This window comes from Mesorhizobium sp. YL-MeA3-2017, from assembly GCF_030814575.1.
In the GTDB taxonomy this organism is placed as follows: Bacteria; Pseudomonadota; Alphaproteobacteria; order Rhizobiales; family Rhizobiaceae; genus Mesorhizobium; species Mesorhizobium terrae.
Window position 1 is genome coordinate 1710673 of the sequence record NZ_JAUSVH010000001.1, and the last position, 17821, is coordinate 1728493.

Sequence of the window (17821 nt, forward strand, 5' to 3'; positions counted from 1 at the left end):
GACCGGACAGGATCCCGGCGGGTCACCCGTGCCCGTCCGATATGAAGGCGAGCGTTCAGGCCAAGGGCGTACGCGAGGCTTCGATGCCATATTCGGCGGCCGCATCGGCCAGCGTATGCCAGAGGCTGTCGGCGAAGCTGGTGAAGACGAGCAGATTGTAGATCGGACTACCGCCCGGCGCATCGGGTCCGCGCCAGAGATTGACGCCGGTATGGTCGATCGAGGTCGCCGCGGCAGCTCCAACCGGGAAGACCGTCTCATGCAGGTCGATCGACGACACTTTGACCAGCGCATCGCGCGCCTTGTTGCCCGAGATCTGGATCAGGCAGCGCCCGCCCGATTGATCGCTCAGCGATGCCGCATCGCCAAAGACAGCCGCAAGCGGCAAGACCGCATTCTGCAGTCCGTTGCCGATACGCACAACGAGGAACTGGTCTGGACCGGACCAGATCAGTGTCGCGCCCTTGCCGGCAATCGCGGCCGGACGATCGGGCGCCGCCACCCCCCATTCCTTCTTGGCGGCCTTGGCCAAGTCGGCGGCACGACCGCGCCTTGCCATCACCTGCACCAGACTGAAGTCGCTGATCTCGGTCATCGCCACACCGGCCTGGCCTGCGGCCAGACCCAACCGGCCCGGCGACAAAGCCTTGCGCAACGGCGACTGTGCTTGCCAGGAAAACTCAGCCACGTTGACGCCCTCCTTCAGGATCGTAGAAGACCGGACTGGTGATCTCGACTTCCATGTCCTCGCCTCTCAGCGGATCATAGGCCCGCATGATCTCGCCAAGACGCTCGCGGCCGCGCTCGACCAGCGCCAGCGCGATCCAGTGACCCGACATCGGCGAATAGCAGACCGAGGTGAGATAGCCCTGGTCGGTATCGGGGCCGGGAACCGCACCCTTGGGGACGACATGTGCGCCGGAGCGCAGCCTGTTCGCCTTGTCGACCGGCTTGATGCCGACCACCACCTGCCGGTCGGATGCAATCAACGCCTCGCGCCCGGCCATGGCACGGCCGATATAGTCCTTCTTCTTTGACGCCATCTTGCCGAGGCCGAGATCGTCCGCCGTCGTCGTGCCGCTGAGTTCCGGCCCGGCGACATGGCCCTTCTCGATGCGCATGACGCCGAGCGCCTCGGTGCCGTAAGGGGTGACGCCGAATTCGGCGCCTGCCAACATCAGGTTCCGCGCCATGGCCTCGCCGTAACGCGCCGGCACGCCGATCTCGAAGGCCATCTCGCCGGAGAAGGAGATGCGGTAGAGCCTGGCCCGCATGCCGCCGCGCAGCGACACCTCTCGCACGCCCATGAACGGGAACCCTTCGTTGGAAAGGTCTTCCGAAGGGTCGCACAGCTTCTTCAAGAGATCGCGCGTGTTCGGCCCGGCAATCGAGAACTGCGCCCACTGGTCGGTCACCGAGGTGAGCTGCACGTCGAGTTCAGGCCACAGCACCTGCCGGCAGAATTCCAGATGTTGCATCACCAGTCCGGCCTTGGCCGTGGTGGTGGTGAGGAAATAGTGATCCTCGGCCAGCCGCGACGTGGTGCCATCGTCATAGACCAGCCCGTCCTCGCGCAGCATCAGCCCGTAGCGGGCCTTGCCGACAGCAAGATTGGAGAAGGTGTTGATGTAGACGCGGTCGAGGAATTTACCCGCGTCGGGGCCATGCACGTCGACCTTGCCAAGCGTCGAGACATCGCAGAAGCCGACGCCGTTGCGCACCGCCTTGACCTCGCGCGTCACCGATTCCAGCCAGTCCTTCTCGCCGGCGATCGGATACCACTGCGCGCGTTTCCAAAGTCCGGTGTCGACGAACACCGCGCCGCGTTCCGCCGCCCAGTGATGCGACGGCGTCAGCCGCCAGGCGTGGAAATTCTCGTCGCGATGATGGCCGGCCAGCGCGCCGATCGCCACCGGTGCATAGGGCGGACGATAGATGGTGGTACCGGTGTCGGCGATATTGCGCCCGGTCGCCTCGGCCATCAGAGCAAGGCCGTTGACGTTGGAAAGCTTGCCCTGGTCGGTCGCCATGCCAAGCGTGGTGTAGCGCTTCAGGTGCTCGACGCTTTCAAAACCTTCGCGCTGGGCAAGCTTGATGTCCGATGCGGTCACGTCGTGCTGGAAGTCGACGAAGGCCTTGCCGCCTTCGACATGCCAGAGCGGCGCAATCGCGTAGCCTTCGTCGCCGCCGGCCGGGGTCGCGCCGGTTTTGCCCTTGGCGCCGTATGCCTCGGCTGCGGTCGTCCCTGCCTCATGTCCGGCACGCAGGCAGGCGGCCAGCGAGAAATCGCCATTGGCGGCGCCCACCATGACCATGCCGGGCGGACATTGGCCGGGTACGAAAGCGGCGATATCGTCGCGCCATACCGGTCTGCCGCGATGGAACGAGGACAATGCGACATTCGGGTTCCACCCGCCCGACATCGCCAGGCAGTCAGCCTCGATCTGCTGCGTGCGTCCGTTCGTATCGCGCACCACGATGCTGCGCACGCCATCGACACCGCCATGGACCTCGCTCACCACGCCGGCGAGCAGCCTGGTATCGGGCTCCCGCTGTGCCTTGGAACCATCGCCGCGGCTGTCGATCACCGCCGTGACGATGCCACCGGCGCGCCGTACGGCCTCCGCAGTACGCCAGCCGTCGTCATTGTTGGTGAACAGCGCGACCCGGCGGCCCGGCATCGCCGCAAAACGATTGATGTAGCTGCGCACGGCGGACGCCATCATCACGCCCGGCCTGTCGTTGCCGGGGAAAACGATCGGCCGCTCGATCGCGCCGGCGGCGACCACGGCCCGCTTGGCAACGATGCGCCATAGCCGCTGGCGTGGCTGATATGCCGGCGGTGTCGCGACATGATCGTTGACACGCTCCAGCGCACCATAAGTGCCGCCGTCATAGACGCCGAACACAGCCGTGCGGGCCATAATGCGGACATTGGCGAGGCTCTCGATCTCGCGCAGCGCGCCGGCCAGCCAGTCCGATGCCGGCTTGCCGTCGATCTCGCCGCCGTCCGAAAGCAGGCGACCGCCAAGACGATTGTCCTCTTCGGCCAGGATGACGCGCGCCCCCGTGCGCCCGGCGGCCAGTGCCGCGGCAAGCCCGGCCGGGCCGCTGCCCACCACCAGCACGTCGCAATGCGCCCAGGCCTTTTCATAGTGGTCGGGATCGGCCTCTTTGGAAGCCTTGCCGAGACCGGCTGCGCGGCGGATGGCAGGCTCGTAGAGCTTTTCCCAGAACTTCGCCGGCCACATGAAGGTCTTGTAGTAGAAACCGGCGACGAAGATCGGCGACAACAGCGAATTCACGGCCATGACATCATGGCGCAGCGACGGCCAGCGGTTCTGGCTTTCGGCAATAAGCCCGTCATAGAGCTCGGTCGTCGTGGCACGCGTATTGGCTTCGCGACGGGCGCCGCTACGCAGTTCCACCAGCGCGTTCGGCTCTTCGGCGCCGGCGGTGAGGATGCCGCGCGGCCGGTGATATTTGAACGAACGCGCGACCAGCTTGACGCCATTCGCAACCAGCGCGGAAGCCAGCGTATCGCCGGCAAAGCCGGCCATGATCTTGCCGTCGAAACTGAAGGAGAGCGGCTTGGCGCGGTCAACCAGCCCGCCGGCGGCGAGGCGGTGCGACTGCGTGGCGCTCGCAACCGAGCCCGTCTGGCCGGAAGCGTCGACCCGTTGCAGCCGATCGGTTTGCACGGCGTCAGCCATCAGCGGCCTCCTGTCCCGGCGCCCGCGCCAATTGCGGCGCGCACGGCCGTGATGTCATGGGTCGTCGTGCTGCGGGTGACGGTCAGCCACGAGCGGCAACCGCCACCGTGGTACCAGTGCTCGGTCATGTCGCCGGCAACGTTGTCGCGCAGATAGACATAGTCGAAGAACAAATCCTGCGCGTCAGGCTGTTCGCCCCCGTCGGCGGCGAAAGCCGACGGCCGCTTCGGTGCCGCGTCGCCAAGATAGGTGAACTCGCCGAGTTCGCGTTCGCCGCAGAATGGGCATGCAATGCGCATGACGCCTTACTCGCTTTCAATGCAGATTGGGTTGGGCGCCCTGGCCCTTCTCGTCGATCATCGCGCCACGCCGGAACCGGTCGAGCCGGAAGCGCTTCGCCTCCTCATGCGGCTCGTCGCGGGCAAGCAGATGGGCAAAGACCAGCCCGGAGGCGGGCGTCGCCTTGAAGCCGCCATAACACCAGCCGGCGTTGAGGTAGAGCCCGTCGATGGGTGTCCTGTCGATGATCGGCGTGCCGTCCATCGACATGTCCATGATGCCGCCCCATTGGCGCAAGAGCCGTACGCGGCCGATCATCGGCATCAAAGCCATGCCGCCTTCGCAGACGTCCTCCATGACAGGCATGTTGCCGCGCTGGGCATAGGAATTGTAGCCGTCGAGATCGCCACCGAAGACAAGCCCGCCCTTGTCGGACTGGCTGACATAGAAATGGCCGGCGCCGAAGGTGATGACGCCGGGGATGAGCGGCTTGATCGCTTCCGATACGAAGGCCTGCAGCACATGGCTTTCGATCGGCAGGCGCATGCCCGCCATCGCCGCGACGCGCGAGGTGCTGCCCGCCACCGCCATGCCGACCTTGCCGGCGCCGATCGTGCCGCGCGAAGTTTCGACGCCGGTGATTTTTCCGTTCTGGTCGCGCGTGAAACCGGTCACTTCGCAATTCTGGATGATGTCGACACCGAAGGAATCGGCGGCGCGCGCATAACCCCACACGACAGCATCATGGCGGGCCGTGCCGGCACGTGGTTGCCACAACCCACCCATCACCGGGAAACGGGCATTGTTATAGTTCAGGAACGGCAGCACTTTTCGGATCTGTTCCGCGTCGAGCAGCTCGGCATCGATGCCATTGATGCGCATGACGTTGCCGCGTCGGGCAAAGGCGTCGCGCTGCGCATCCGAATGGTAGAGGTTGATGATGCCGCGCTGGCTCACCATGGTGTTGTAGTTGAGGTCCTGCTCCTGCCTCTCCCACAACTTCATCGACAGTTCGTAGAAGCCGGTATTGCCAGGCAGCATGTAGTTGGAGCGGATGATGGTGGTGTTGCGGCCGGCATTGCCGGAGCCGATCCAGCCCTTTTCAAGCACCGCGACATTGCGGATGCCGTATTCCCTGGCGAGGTAATAGGCGGTGGCCAGTCCATGACCGCCGCCGCCGATGATCACCACGTCATAGTGTTTTTTCGGCTGGGGATCGCGCCAGGCGCGCGTCCAGCCCTTGTGGCCTGAAAGCGCCGCCTTGGCGAGCGAGAAGATCGAGTACCGCATTTCAGTCTGTTCTGGCTTCTGTTGGTACGACTACACGTCGAGCGTATGGTCGCGCTCCCATTGAGTGAAGTGCGAAGCGTAGGAATTCCACTCCTGCTGCTTGAGGCGCAGGAACGCAGCGGAGAACTCCTCGCCCATCGCCGCCTTCAGCGATGCGTCCTTGTCGTATTCGCGCAGCGCATCGAGCAGGTTGAGCGGCAGCTTGGCGCCATGGGTGACGGTGTGGCCGTCCTTGTACATGTCGATGTCGCTGCGTGGGCCGGGATCGGCCTTGCTCCGCATGCCGTCGAGGCCGGCGGCGATGATCACCGCCTGCATCAGATACGGATTGGCCGCGCCATCCGGCAGCCGAAGCTCGAAGCGGCCAGGGCCAGGCACGCGCACCATGTGGGTGCGGTTGTTGCCGGTCCAGGTCACGGTGTTGGGAGCCCAGGTGGCACCGGAGACGGTGCGCGGCGCGTTGATGCGCTTGTAGGAATTGACCGTCGGGTTGCAGATGGCGGCAAGTGCGGAGGCATGTTTCATGATGCCGCCGAGGAAAAAGCGGCCCTGTTCGGAGAGACCGAGTTCCATGCTCTTGTCGGCGAAGGCATTGGTCTTGCCGCCGAGGTCCCAGACCGAGATATGCGCATGACAGCCGTTGCCGGTGAGCCCCTGGAAGGGCTTCGGCATGAAGGTCGCACGCAGGCCGTGCTTTTCGGCGATCGATTTCACCATGAACTTGAAGAAGGAGTGCTTGTCGGCTGTCGCCAACACATCGTCGAAGGCCCAGTTCATCTCGAACTGACCGTTCGCATCCTCGTGGTCGTTCTGGTAGGGCTCCCAGCCGAGCGACAGCATGGCATCGCAGATTTCGGCGATGACATCATAGCGGCGCATCACCGCCTGCTGATCGTAGCAGGACTTGGCGGCGGTATCGTATTCGTCCGAAATCTGCTTGCCGTCCGGCGTCGTCAGGAAGAACTCGGGTTCAACACCGGTCTTGACGCGGATGCCGAATTCGGCGGCTTCCGAGACCAGTCGCTTCAGCGTGTTGCGCGGCGCCTGGGCGACGCTCTTGCCTTCCATCAGGCAGTCGGACGCCAGCCAGGCGACTTCCGGCTTCCACGGCAGTTGGATCACCGAGGACGGATCCGGCACCGCCAGCATGTCCGGATGCGCCGGCGTCAGGTCCAGCCATGTGGCAAAGCCGGCAAAGCCGGCTCCGTCCTTCTGCATGTCCGAAATCGCCTGTGCCGGCACCAGCTTTGCGCGCTGGCCGCCGAACAGGTCGGTGTAGGAGATCATGAAATATTTGACGTTGTGCGCCCGAGCGAAATCCTTCAGCTCTGCGGTAACTGCCGTGCTGGCCTCGAAATTGGTTCCCATTGTTTTCCCCTGGGTTGTTCTTCTTGTTGTTTTGATTGATCGAAGAAGTTGCCTAGAAGCTGCCCTTTCCCGGTATCCAGCCGGTGCCGGCAAGCGGCACGCCGGCCATGGCAGCGGATTCAATGGTGAGCGCGCAGAGATCCTCCGGCTCGAGATTGTGAACGTGATTTTTGCCGCAGGCTCGCGCGATCGTCTGTGCCTCCAGCGTCATCACTTTCAGGTAATTCGCCAAACGCCGGCCGGCCGCGATCGGGTCGACCCGCTTCATCAGTTCCGGATCCTGCGTGGTGATGCCGGCCGGGTCCTTGCCTTCGTGCCAGTCGTCATAGGCACCGGCGGTGGTGCCGAGCTTCTGGTATTCGTCCTCCCAGCGAGGATCGTTGTCGCCCAGCGCAACAAGTGCGGCCGTGCCGATCGAAACCGCGTCGGCACCCAGCGCCAGCGCCTTGGCGACATCGGCGCCATTGCGAATGCCGCCGGAAACGATGAGCTGGACCTTGCGATGCATGCCGAGATCCTGCAGCGCCTTCACCGCCGGACGAATGCAGGCAAGCGTCGGCTGGCCGACATGTTCGATGAACACTTCCTGCGTCGCCGCCGTGCCGCCCTGCATGCCGTCGAGAACGACGACATCGGCGCCCGCCTTCACCGCCAGCGCGGTGTCATAATAAGGCCGCGCGCCGCCGACCTTCACATAGATCGGCTTCTCCCAGTCGGTGATTTCGCGGATTTCAAGGATCTTGATCTCGAGATCGTCCGGGCCGGTCCAATCGGGATGACGGCAGGCCGAGCGCTGGTCGATGCCCTTGGGCAGCGTGCGCATTTCGGCGACGCGGTCTGAAATCTTCTGGCCGAGCAACATGCCGCCGCCGCCGGGCTTGGCTCCCTGGCCAACCACGATCTCGATGGCGTCGGCCCGGCGCAGGTCGCGCGGGTTCATGCCGTAGCGCGATGGCAGGTATTGATAGACCAGCGTCTTGGAATGACCGCGCTCCTCCTCGGTCATGCCGCCGTCGCCGGTGGTCGTCGAGGTGCCGGCGATGGTGGCGCCGCGCCCGAGCGCTTCCTTGGCCGGACCGGACAGCGAACCGAAGCTCATGCCGGCGATAGTAATCGGGATTTTCAGCTCGATCGGCTTCCTGGCATGGCGTGCGCCGAGGACGACACTGGTGTCGCAGCGTTCGCGGTAGCCCTCAAGCGGATAACGCGAGATCGAGGCGCCGAGAAACAAGAGGTCGTCGAAATGCGGCAGCTTGCGCTTGGCGCCGGAACCACGGATGTCGTAGATGCCCGTCGCCGCCGCGCGGCGGATTTCCGACATCGTGTATTCGTCGAACGTGGCCGACCTGCGGGGCGTCGTCGGAGGATTGTGATAGGTCATTTATGCGGTCCCCTCAGTACGCGTCGGCGTTGTCGATATTGAAATTGTAGAGCGTGCGCGCCGATCCGTAGCGTGTGAATTCTTCCGGCTTGACGTCGGCGATGCCGGCACGGTCGAGCAGCTCCTTGAGCTTGGCGATGTGCTCGGCGCGCATTTCCTTCTTGATGCAATCGGCGCCCAGGCTCTTCACCTTGCCGCGCACGAACAGCCGCGCCTCGTAGATGGAATCTCCCAGCGCATCGCCGGCATCGCCGAGCACGACGAGATTGCCGGACTGCGCCATGAAGGCCGACATGTGGCCGACATTGCCGTGCACGACGATGTCGATGCCTTTCATCGAAATGCCGCAACGCGACGAGGCATTGCCTTCGATGACCAGCAGGCCGCCACGGCCGGTCGCGCCGGCATACTGGCTGGCGTCGCCTTTCACGATGATCTGGCCCGACATCATGTTTTCACCAACGCCCGGCCCTGCCGAACCATGAACGGTGATGCTGGCCTTGTCGTTCATGCCGCCGCAATAATAGCCGACGCTACCGCGCACCTCGACATTGATCGGTTGGTCGACGCCGGCGGCCACCGCATGATTGCCCTTCGGATTGACCACTTCCCAACTCGGCTCGTCGGCCGCGTCGGTCACCTGGTGCAGAGCGAGGTTGAGCTCGCGCAGCGGCGTCGCATCGAGATCGAAGACACGCGGCGCATAATTGACTTCGCGCTGAGGCGCCTTGGCGAGGTTTGTCACGGACATCGGCTCAGTGCTCCCAGAAATAGACGGTTGACGGCTCGGGCTCCCAGACCTTGGCATCCTCGATGCCGGGCAGCTTGGTCAGCGCGCGATATTCGGAGCCGAAGGCGACGTAGCGATCGGTCTCGGCCAGCACCGCCGGCTTGCAGGCGATCGGATCGCGCACCACGCCGAAGCCGTTCTTGGTGCCGACGACGAAGGTGAAAAAGCCGTCGAGATCGTTGACGCTGCTTTCCAGCGCCTGACCGAGGTTCTGACCGTGCGCGATCTTCGACGACAGGTAGGCGGCCGCCACTTCGGTGTCGTTCTCGGTTTCGAACTTCATGCCCTCGCGGATCAGTTCGCGGCGCAGATTGTTATGGTTCGACAGCGAGCCATTGTGCACCAGGCACTCGTCGGGGCCGGTCGAGAAGGGATGCGCGCCGAGCGTGGTGACGGCGGATTCGGTCGCCATGCGCGTATGGCCGATACCATGGGAGCCGGTCATCTTGGCGACATCGAAGCGCTTCACCACGTCAACCGGCAGGCCGACTTCCTTGTAGATCTCGATCGCTTCGCCGGCGCCCATGATGCGCACGCCCGGACGAAGTTCGGCGATCGCTTCGCGCGCCGCTTCGACCTTGGCGACCGGTACGTCGATCACCGCATGGGTCGACTTCACCAGGAGCTTCACCTTGATGCCGATCTTCTTGCCAAGGTCCGCCTCGAGACCCGCGAAATCAGCTTCGGGAGCCGGCGACTGGATTGTGATCTTGGCCTTGCCCTTGGTCGCCGCGCCATACACCGCGATGCCGGCGCTGTCCGGGCCACGGTCGGTCAACATCACCAGCATTTCGGACAGCATGGCGCCGAGCTGCGGCTCCAATGTCTTGTCCTTGAGGAACAGTCCCACGATTCCGCACACGACATCACCTCCAATGGCAGCAGTCTGATGACGAAACGCTAGCAGCTTTGATTTGCCAATTCAACTGCTGTGAATGTTTTTTTCCCTACAGAAAACTCTCATACTGGATGCACGGCACGACCGGCGCTTCCACGGCCGGGGTATAAAAAAGTTGCCTGGCAGTAATATTTCTTGCACAAAGATATTGCCCTGCCGGCGAATTTCGAGTCAATATGCTTCCTACGAAAGCGCAAGCCGATAAGAAAAAGAACGGCTGCGTTTCGATGGTACCCTTGAGGAGAAGGACCCAAAATGACAGCTTCCTGGCGTTTCTCGACATTGGCCGACCGTCACAGGGCCTTGGGCTCCAAGCTCGAAGACTGGAGCGGCATGGGCACGGCCTGGTCCTACGACAAGGATGCGGATGAAGAATACACCGCCATCCGCACCAAAGCCGGCCTTATGGATGTGTCCGGCCTGAAGAAGGTCCACATCACCGGCCCGCACGCCTCGCATCTCATCGATCTTTGCACGACGCGCGACGTCGAGAAGATCTATCCGGGCAAGTCCGTCTATGCCTGCATGCTCAACGAGGCCGGAAAATTCACCGACGACTGCGTCATCTACCGCATCAGCACCAATTCCTGGATGGTCGTGCACGGTTCGGGAACCGGCCACGAGGAACTGACCCGAGCCTCCATCGGACGCGATGTTTCGGTTCGCTTCGACGACAATCTTCACGACCTGTCGCTGCAAGGCCCGACCGCCGTCGACTATCTGGCCAAGCATGTGCCCGGCATTCGCGACCTCAACTACTTCCACCACATGCAGACCCAGTTGTTCGGCCTGCCGGTGATGATTTCGCGCACCGGCTACACCGGCGAGCGCGGCTACGAGATTTTCTGCCGTGGTCAGGATGCTGGGACGATCTGGGACCGCATCCTCGCCGAAGGCAAGGCGGACGGCATCATTCCCTGCCGCTTCACCACGCTCGACATGCTGCGCGTCGAGAGCTACCTGCTCTTTTACCCCTACGACAATTCGCAGAAATACCCCTTCGAGAACGAAGGCCCCGGCGACACGCTGTGGGAGCTCGGCCTCGATTTCACCGTCAGCCCGGGCAAGACCGGCTTCCGCGGCGCCGAGGAGCACTATCGCCTGAAGGGCAAGGAGCGCTTCAAGATTTTCGGCGTCCTGCTCGACGGCACCAAGCCGGCGGATGAAGGCGCTCCGATCTATCGCAACGGCAAGAAGGTCGGCGTCGTCACCTGCGCCATGTATTCGCCGCTGGTGAAGAAATCGATGGGCATTGCCCGGCTCGACGTTGACTGCGCCGTGGTCGGCACCGAGCTCGAAATCCGCAACGCGTCCGGATCGGTGAAGGCGACCGCCCAGGCCTTGCCATTCGACGATCCGAAAAAGCTGAAGCGCACGGCGAAAGGCTGATACGTTGGACGGGATGCCGGCAAAGACGATCCTAAGTCGCCCGGTCTATGGAACCCTGTCGCCCCAGACCGGCAAGAACCATCTCCTCGTCGCGGACGCCGAAGGCGCGTCCGCGATCCTCGATCTGGCGAAGAAGGCCCCCGAAGGTTTCTTCGCCAGTGCCCACATCATCTACGTTCCGGGCAGGACCGGGCAGCAGTTCCAGCCCGCGCTTCGCGCGTTGAACGCCGCCCAATTCTACGAGGGGCCGTCCATCGCCGCTGCACTGCCTCGGCTCAAGCAGACGCTCGCCAATGCGCATATGGGGCTGCGGCTCTATCTTGCCGGCACCGAAGGCCTGATCGGCCAGGCCATGCAGGCGGCGCTGGAAACCGGCATCGACCATTCCTCGATCCAGACCGAGCATCGCGGCTCCTGGGCGCGCCGTGTGCAATGCGTGCACTGCAAGGGCATCACCGAGAACGTCACCACGCAGCCGGTTACCTGCGCGCATTGCGGCCTCCTGCTTCTGGTGCGCGATCACTATTCGCGCCGCCTCGCCGCCTTCCAGGGCGTCTGCATCAATGCCGAGGATCCGAGCGAGATCCCTCAGAAAGAGGAGATTTTCCGGTGAGCGCGGGAACCACGAAATTGAACGTCACCGTAACCGACGTGGTCGCGGTCAACGAACTGGTCAAGCGTTTCCATTTCGAGCGCACCGATGGCGGCGACCTGCCAACCTTTTCCGGCGGTGCCCATGTCGTGGTGGAAATGCGCGACGGCGACAAATCGCGGCTGAACCCCTATTCGCTGATGAGTTCGCCGCTCAACACGCGCGACTACACCATCTCGGTGCGGCGTGACGATTCCGGTCGCGGCGGCTCGCTGTTCATGCACGGCCAGGTCAAGCGCGGCATGGAGATGGTGATCTCCTATCCCGTCAACCTGTTCTCGCTCGATCTGCGCGCGAAAAAGCACGTGCTGCTGGCCGGCGGCATCGGCATCACGCCGTTCATGGCGCAGACCGCGCAGCTTGCCGGTGAAGGCGGCAATTTCGAGCTCCATTACACCTGCCGCACGCCGGCGCTCGCCACCTACGCCGACACTTTGCGCGAACGCTATGGCAAGCGCATCAACATCTATTACGACGACGCCAACGAGCGCCTGCCGCTCGAACGCCTTTTGACCGCGCAGCCGCTCGGTACCCATCTTTATGTCTGCGGCCCCGCCGGCATGATCCGCTGGGTCCGCGAAACGGCGGCCGCGCATGGCTGGCCGGACGAGACCGTGCACTACGAGCACTTTGCCGCCCCGCAGCCGGGCTTGCCCTTCGACGTCACGCTCGCGCTCAGCAGGAAGCAGATACGCGTCGGCGGAGAGCAGAGCCTGCTCGAGGCGATGGAAGCCGCCGGTATCGACCCGCCCTATCTGTGCCGCGGCGGCGTCTGCGGCCAGTGCGAGACCAATGTCGTCTCCCATGACGGCACTTTTAAACACAACGACCACTGGCTGACCGAGGCCGAACACTGCTCGGGCAGGAAGATCATGCCTTGCGTCTCGCGCTTCGAGGGCAAGTCCCTCGTGCTTGAGCGCTAGCGGAACCACAGGGAGGAACCTATGGGCATCAATTTCAGGCAAGAGACGTTCCGCGACGATTTCACTTTCAGGAACAGCCCGGAATTCATCCGGCGGTTTCCCTTCCCCTTCCACGAAGACGCCTACATGTACGCGGTCAACATCGAGCCGCATGTGCAGGGCCCGAAGGACAGCGTTTTTGAAAACCTGATCGATGTCGACGAACACTACGTCGCCGAGATGCGGGACCGCGCCATGGTGCTGGCCGAGGACCCGTTGCGCTGCCAATCGCTGCCGCACATGACGCTGGCCGGCTGGGACCTGCTCGAACTTTTGATGACCGAACAGGCCAAGGGTTATCCCGAGCATTTCTCGCTGACGCGCGAGGGTGACCGCTGGCGCTGGATCAACCGGCCGCTCGGCATCGACGACACCTTCACCTTCGGCGACCTCTCCACCCTGCCCTATGGGCCGATGGAATACATCACCCGCCAGAGCCAGGGCGATTTCTGCATTCTCGACCAGCGCGACGGCAATCTTTGGATGGATGCCGGCATGGTCACCACGCAAGCCGACTGGTCGCTCGATTTCGACATCGGCATGAACTTCTTCGAATGGCATGCACCGGTGCCGCTGGCGCATGAAAAAGGCATCTTCACCCGTGCGCTGAAATTCCTCACCAACATCCAGCAAGGCAAGCCGGCGCGGCGGCTGAACTGGACGATGACCATCAATCCGCGCCTCGACACCAGCCCGGAGAACTACCACAAATGGGGCACCGACCGAACGACGGTCACCCCTGAAAACGTCGGTGACAAGGTGCATCTGCGGGTCGAACTGCAGAGCTTCTGGCGCCTGCCGCGCTCCAACGCCCTGGTCTTCCCGATCCGCTGCTATCTCATCAAGATGGACGAGCTGGTAACCCAGCCGAAATGGGCGCGTCGCTTCCACCGCGTGCTGCGCGACCTGCCGCAGCAACTGGTCGACTACAAGGGCCTCACCCGTTATCGGCCGACGGTCATCGAATGGCTGTCGAAATATGATGACGGCGCCCCGACCTCGCCCGGCTTCGGCCCGGACTAGACTTCACCTGTCGGGGCGGAGAACGAGGAGCCGGACCCGCGCTAGTCCTGGTTGGAGCCCTGTCCGTAGGAAATGATCGACAGGTAGCGGATCGGAAGTTTCGTCAGTTCGTCGGGGCCGTGCGGCGCATCGGCGTCGAAGAACAGGCTGTCGCCCGGCAGCATCCGGAACAGGTTGTTGCCGTGGCGATAAACCACTTCACCTTCCAGCATATAGAGGAATTCCATGCCGTCATGCTGGAAGGCCGGGAAGACATCGGAATCTTCCGTCAGCGTGATGAGATAGGGTTCGACCGTCACCCCCGCTGTATTCGAACTGATATAACCGAGCAGGTTGTATTGATGACCGGCGCGGGTGCCGCGGCGTTCGACGTCGACGCCTTCGCCGGCCTTCACGAACACGGCATTGCGCTCTTCCTCGAAACGCCGGAAGAAGGAACTCAACGGCACGCCGAGTGCGCGCGACAACGCCTGCAAAGTCGTCAGCGACGGCGACGTGATGCCGTTCTCGATCTTCGACAGCATGCCGAGTGAAATATTGGTGGTTGCGGCAAGATCGGCGACAGTTATGCCGAGCTTTTTGCGGAAAGCCCGCACCTCGTGACCGATGGCGACTTCCAGAACCTTCTCGCGCGTATCGCGAACCGCATGCGGATCCTGATGCAGCGGAGCCGACTTGGGCTGAACGGAAGCTTTTGCCTTCTTGGAAGCCTTGGTGACGTCACCGCCGCCCTTACCATCCTTGACGGACTTGTCCATTATATACCCCCGCAACTTCGCTGTTCACCATAGGTAAACATATTCACCCTTTGGTTCAAGACCAAAGGATAAGTGCGACGAAGTGCAAGGGGCTTGGGAAAAACCAACCCTCTCGGACCAAAAAGATCAGCTAAGCTTTTTGCGCGATCGACCTCCCTTGACCGGACGCGTGCTCAAACAACGCGATCGGGAACAGTCCCGCCGGCGAAGAAAGCGGTGATGTTATCCACCACCTTCATGCCCATGGCGACACGGGTTTCTTCCGTGGCGCTGCCCAGATGCGGCAACAATACGGTGTTTTCCAGCCGGATCAGCCGCTCCGGAACCTGGGGTTCTTGCGCAAACACGTCGAGCCCGGCGCCGGCGATCGCATGACGCTCCAGCGCATCGGCAAGCGCGTTTTCATCCACCACGTCGCCGCGCGCCGTGTTGATGAGGAACGCGCTTTTTTTCATGCGCGCCAGCCGATCCGCATTGATCAGGCTGCGGTTCTCCGCACCGCCCGGGCAATGCAGCGAGACGAAGTCGGCCTGCTCGAGCACATCCTCGATCGACAGCAGTTGCACCGCGCCCAGCGCCCGCGTCTCCTCGTCATCGACACGCGAGCGGTTGAAGAAGATCACCTTCATGCCGAACCCAAAATGCGCGCGGCGGGCCATTGCCTTGCCGATCCGCCCCATGCCGATGATGCCGATCGTCTTGCCGGTCACCTTGGCGCCGATCATGTGGGTCGGGCACCAGCCCTTCCATTCGCCGGCGCGAAGCTGGCGTTCGCCCTCGCCGGTGCGGCGGGCAACGGATAACAAAAGGCTCATCGCGATATCGGCTGTGCAGTCGGTCAACACACCCGGCGTGTTGGTCACGACGATGCCACGCCGTTTCGCCGCCTCGACGTCGATATGGCTGAAGCCGACGCCGAAATTGCCGATGATCCTGGTGCGCGGCTGCTCCTCGGGGAAAACCTCCGCCGGCAGTCTGTCGCTGACGGTCGGCAGCACGGCGTCGAAATTCAGCAGCGCCGCCTTGAGCTGGGTCGCCGTGAACGGAATGTCGCCCGCATTGAGCGTGGTGTCGAAGCGCTCGGCGAGCACCTGTTCGACAGCGGCCGGCCACTTCCGGGTCACGATCACGCGTGGCTTCATCGATTGCTCCTCCAGGACACGGTATCGGGGCAGTGCCGTGGGCCGGCGCCGCCCCGATTGGATATTGCGTCAACCTGTTTAAGCGGCTTTGCGCTGCTCTGCCAGCACGCCGGCCACGGTCGGCCCGAAGGAAGCCGGCGTTGCCACGATGGTGACACCGGCGTCACGCAGGATTTCCACCTTCTCCTGCGCGGATTCGCCGAAGGCCGAGATGATGGCGCCGGCGTGGCCCATGCGTTTTCCCTTCGGTGCCGACAGGCCGGCGATGTAGGCGATCAGCGGCTTCTTCATGTTGGTCTTGGCCCATTCGGCGGCTTCCGCCTCCTGCGGCCCGCCGATTTCGCCGATCATCACCACCGCGTCCGTCTCATCGTCCTTCTCGAACAGTTCGAGAATGTCCTTGAACGACGAGCCGTTGATCGGATCGCCGCCGATGCCGACGCTGGTCGACACGCCGATGCCGAGCGCCTTCATCTGCGAGGCGGCTTCGTAGCCCAGCGTACCGGAGCGACCGACGATGCCGACGCGGCCCGGCAGATAGATGGAACCGGGCATGATCCCCATCAGCGCCTGTCCGGGCGTGATGACGCCGGCGCAGTTCGGGCCGATCAGCGTCATGCGGTCCTCGCGGCGGTAGCGCAGCATGTAGCGCTTCACCCGCATCATGTCCTGCGAGGGGATGCCGTCGGTAATGCAGACGCAAAGCTTGATGCCGGCATCGGCCGCTTCCATGATCGAGTCGGCCGCGAAGGGCGGCGGCACGAAGACGATGCTGGCCTCCGCGCCGGTCTCGCGCACCGCACCCTTGACCGTGTTGAAAACCGGAATGCCCTGTTGCGACTGGCCACCCTTGCCGGGCGTGACGCCGCCGACGACATTGGTGCCGTAGCGTTTCATGTCCTCGGCGTGGAAGGAGCCGATCTTGCCGGTCAGGCCCTGGACGATGACTTTCGTATTGCGATTGAGCAGAACTGACATCTGGTCCTCCCTCAGCTGGCTTTCTTGAGCGTCGACTGGCGCATCGCGGCGACCGCCTTTTCAGCGGCTTCCGCAAGCGTTTCGGCCACGATGATGGTTTGGCCCGAAGCGCTGAGAATACGGCGGCCTTCCTCGACATTGGTGCCGGCAAGCCGCACCACCAGAGGCACATTGACCCCCACTTCTGTCATGGCCTTGAGCACGCCCTCGGCCACCCAGTCGCAGCGGTTGATGCCGGCGAAGATGTTGACGAGAATGGCCTCGACATTCTTGTCGGCGAGCACCGCGCGGAACGCCTTGGCCACCCGCTCCGGCGAAGCGCCGCCGCCGATATCGAGGAAGTTCGCGGGCTCGCCGCCGGCGATCTTGATCATGTCCATCGTCGCCATCGCCAGCCCGGCGCCATTGATGATGCAGCCGATATTGCCGTCGAGGCCGACATAGGAGAGACCGCGGTCGCTGGCGAAGGTTTCGCGCGGGTCTTCCTGCGATTTGTCGCGCAGTTCCGAAATCTCCGGCCGGCGGAACAGCGCGTTCTCGTCGAACGACATCTTGGCATCCAGCGCCATCAGATTGCCTTCGCGGGTCACCGCGAGCGGATTGATCTCCAGCATCGAGGCGTCATAGTCGCGAAACACCTGGTAGCAGCCCATGATGGTGTCGGTCGCCTTGCCGATCAGGCTGTTTTCCAGCCCCAGCCCGAAGGCGATCTCGCGCGCCTGGAACTGCTGCATGCCGACACCCGGGTCGACGGTGGCGCGGATGATGGAATCCGGCTGCCGCTCGGCGATCTCCTCGATCTCCATGCCACCGGAGGCCGACGCCACGATCATCACGCGCTCGGCCTTCCGGTCGAGCACGAAGCCGAGATAGATCTCCTGGCGGATATCGACGGTTTCCTCGATGTAGAGACGCGACACCAATTTGCCGCGCGGCCCGGTCTGATGCGTCACCAGCTTGCGGCCGAGCATGGTTTCGGCGGCATCGGACACTTCCTTGTCGGACTTGCAGATGCGGATGCCGCCGGCCTTGCCGCGCGCGCCGGAATGGATCTGCGCCTTCACCACCCATTTGTCGCCGCCGATCTCGCGGGTGCGGTAGGCGGCTTGTTCGGGACTGTAGGCCAGCCCGCCACGCGGAATGTGGACGGAGTGGCGCGAAAGCAGTTCCTTGGCCTGATATTCGTGAATGTCCATGT

The 17821-nt window shown here is 63.3% G+C and carries 16 protein-coding genes; 4 read left to right on the forward strand and 12 right to left on the reverse strand.

From position 1 onward, the window contains the following. Positions 1–55: 55 nt before the first annotated feature. From QFZ88_RS08010 to QFZ88_RS08045, 8 genes are read right to left on the reverse strand one after another with little or no spacing between them, the layout of a single operon-like run. Positions 56–688 carry a sarcosine oxidase subunit gamma gene (locus QFZ88_RS08010; protein WP_024925718.1) on the reverse strand — a complete coding sequence of 211 codons (633 nt, stop codon included), beginning with the start codon at positions 686–688 and terminating at the stop codon, positions 56–58. Next, a complete protein-coding gene (locus QFZ88_RS08015; protein ID WP_179654203.1) occupies positions 681–3713 on the reverse strand; it encodes a sarcosine oxidase subunit alpha in 3033 nt (1010 codons plus the stop codon). The genes QFZ88_RS08010 and QFZ88_RS08015 overlap by 8 nt, the downstream gene beginning before the upstream one ends. Then, positions 3713–4012 (reverse strand): sarcosine oxidase subunit delta, encoded by a 300-nt coding sequence (locus tag QFZ88_RS08020; RefSeq protein ID WP_024925720.1) that lies wholly within the window; start codon positions 4010–4012, stop codon positions 3713–3715. Before QFZ88_RS08020 ends, QFZ88_RS08015 begins: the two co-directional genes overlap by 1 nt. A gap of 16 nt (positions 4013–4028) precedes the next feature. Continuing rightward, the gene (locus QFZ88_RS08025; protein ID WP_024925721.1) at positions 4029–5282 is read right to left on the reverse strand and encodes a sarcosine oxidase subunit beta family protein; all 1254 of its coding nucleotides are present in this window, start codon (positions 5280–5282) and stop codon (positions 4029–4031) included. A gap of 30 nt (positions 5283–5312) precedes the next feature. Then, positions 5313–6650 (reverse strand): type III glutamate--ammonia ligase, encoded by a 1338-nt coding sequence (glnT, locus tag QFZ88_RS08030; RefSeq protein WP_024925722.1) that lies wholly within the window; start codon positions 6648–6650, stop codon positions 5313–5315. A gap of 52 nt (positions 6651–6702) precedes the next feature. Then, complete coding sequence (locus QFZ88_RS08035; protein WP_024925723.1) at positions 6703–8031, reverse strand: FMN-binding glutamate synthase family protein; 1329 nt, start codon at positions 8029–8031, stop codon at positions 6703–6705. 13 nt (positions 8032–8044) lie between these two features. Then, complete coding sequence (locus tag QFZ88_RS08040; RefSeq protein ID WP_024925724.1) at positions 8045–8782, reverse strand: GXGXG domain-containing protein; 738 nt, start codon at positions 8780–8782, stop codon at positions 8045–8047. Positions 8783–8786: 4 nt separating this feature from the next. Next, the gene (locus tag QFZ88_RS08045; protein ID WP_024925725.1) at positions 8787–9683 is read right to left on the reverse strand and encodes a class II glutamine amidotransferase; all 897 of its coding nucleotides are present in this window, start codon (positions 9681–9683) and stop codon (positions 8787–8789) included. A gap of 291 nt (positions 9684–9974) precedes the next feature. Here QFZ88_RS08045 and QFZ88_RS08050 point away from each other — a divergent pair, with 291 nt between their 5' ends. The 4 genes from QFZ88_RS08050 to QFZ88_RS08065 are packed head-to-tail and all read left to right on the forward strand — an operon-like array spanning position 9975 to position 13745. Then, entirely contained in the window at positions 9975–11108 is a 1134-nt protein-coding gene (locus QFZ88_RS08050) for an aminomethyltransferase family protein (protein WP_024925726.1), read from the forward strand. A 13-nt stretch (positions 11109–11121) separates the two neighbouring features. Beyond that, positions 11122–11721 (forward strand): dimethylamine monooxygenase subunit DmmA family protein, encoded by a 600-nt coding sequence (locus tag QFZ88_RS08055; protein ID WP_024925727.1) that lies wholly within the window; start codon positions 11122–11124, stop codon positions 11719–11721. After that, entirely contained in the window at positions 11718–12683 is a 966-nt protein-coding gene (locus QFZ88_RS08060; RefSeq protein WP_024925728.1) for a PDR/VanB family oxidoreductase, read from the forward strand. The genes QFZ88_RS08055 and QFZ88_RS08060 overlap by 4 nt, the downstream gene beginning before the upstream one ends. A 21-nt stretch (positions 12684–12704) precedes the next feature. Next, a complete protein-coding gene (locus QFZ88_RS08065) occupies positions 12705–13745 on the forward strand; it encodes a heme-dependent oxidative N-demethylase family protein (protein ID WP_024925729.1) in 1041 nt (346 codons plus the stop codon). A gap of 41 nt (positions 13746–13786) precedes the next feature. Here QFZ88_RS08065 and QFZ88_RS08070 read toward each other — a convergent pair whose 3' ends face one another. The 4 genes from QFZ88_RS08070 to QFZ88_RS08085 form a co-directional block, all read right to left on the reverse strand. Then, on the reverse strand, positions 13787–14503 hold the full coding sequence (locus QFZ88_RS08070) for a helix-turn-helix domain-containing protein (RefSeq protein WP_024925730.1): 717 nt from the start codon (positions 14501–14503) through the stop codon (positions 13787–13789). A 173-nt stretch (positions 14504–14676) separates the two neighbouring features. Continuing rightward, a complete protein-coding gene (locus QFZ88_RS08075; RefSeq protein WP_024925731.1) occupies positions 14677–15645 on the reverse strand; it encodes a 2-hydroxyacid dehydrogenase in 969 nt (322 codons plus the stop codon). 78 nt (positions 15646–15723) lie between these two features. Further along, on the reverse strand, positions 15724–16623 hold the full coding sequence (sucD, locus tag QFZ88_RS08080) for a succinate--CoA ligase subunit alpha (protein WP_024925732.1): 900 nt from the start codon (positions 16621–16623) through the stop codon (positions 15724–15726). 11 nt (positions 16624–16634) lie between these two features. Further along, complete coding sequence (locus tag QFZ88_RS08085; protein ID WP_024925733.1) at positions 16635–17819, reverse strand: malate--CoA ligase subunit beta; 1185 nt, start codon at positions 17817–17819, stop codon at positions 16635–16637. Positions 17820–17821: the final 2 nt, after the last annotated feature.

What these genes read in the sequence shown, in the direction of transcription:
- QFZ88_RS08015 (WP_179654203.1), bottom strand. Translation starts at nt 3,713, where the DNA reads ATGGCTGACGCCGTGCAAACCGATCGGCTGCAACGGGTCGACGCTTCC.
- QFZ88_RS08020 (WP_024925720.1), bottom strand. Translation starts at nt 4,012, where the DNA reads ATGCGCATTGCATGCCCATTCTGCGGCGAACGCGAACTCGGCGAGTTC.
- QFZ88_RS08025 (WP_024925721.1), bottom strand. Translation starts at nt 5,282, where the DNA reads ATGCGGTACTCGATCTTCTCGCTCGCCAAGGCGGCGCTTTCAGGCCAC.
- glnT (WP_024925722.1), bottom strand. Translation starts at nt 6,650, where the DNA reads ATGGGAACCAATTTCGAGGCCAGCACGGCAGTTACCGCAGAGCTGAAG.
- QFZ88_RS08035 (WP_024925723.1), bottom strand. Translation starts at nt 8,031, where the DNA reads ATGACCTATCACAATCCTCCGACGACGCCCCGCAGGTCGGCCACGTTC.
- QFZ88_RS08040 (WP_024925724.1), bottom strand. Translation starts at nt 8,782, where the DNA reads ATGTCCGTGACAAACCTCGCCAAGGCGCCTCAGCGCGAAGTCAATTAT.
- QFZ88_RS08050 (WP_024925726.1), top strand. Translation starts at nt 9,975, where the DNA reads ATGACAGCTTCCTGGCGTTTCTCGACATTGGCCGACCGTCACAGGGCC.
- QFZ88_RS08055 (WP_024925727.1), top strand. Translation starts at nt 11,122, where the DNA reads ATGCCGGCAAAGACGATCCTAAGTCGCCCGGTCTATGGAACCCTGTCG.
- QFZ88_RS08065 (WP_024925729.1), top strand. Translation starts at nt 12,705, where the DNA reads ATGGGCATCAATTTCAGGCAAGAGACGTTCCGCGACGATTTCACTTTC.
- QFZ88_RS08070 (WP_024925730.1), bottom strand. Translation starts at nt 14,503, where the DNA reads ATGGACAAGTCCGTCAAGGATGGTAAGGGCGGCGGTGACGTCACCAAG.
- QFZ88_RS08075 (WP_024925731.1), bottom strand. Translation starts at nt 15,645, where the DNA reads ATGAAGCCACGCGTGATCGTGACCCGGAAGTGGCCGGCCGCTGTCGAA.
- sucD (WP_024925732.1), bottom strand. Translation starts at nt 16,623, where the DNA reads ATGTCAGTTCTGCTCAATCGCAATACGAAAGTCATCGTCCAGGGCCTG.
- QFZ88_RS08085 (WP_024925733.1), bottom strand. Translation starts at nt 17,819, where the DNA reads ATGGACATTCACGAATATCAGGCCAAGGAACTGCTTTCGCGCCACTCC.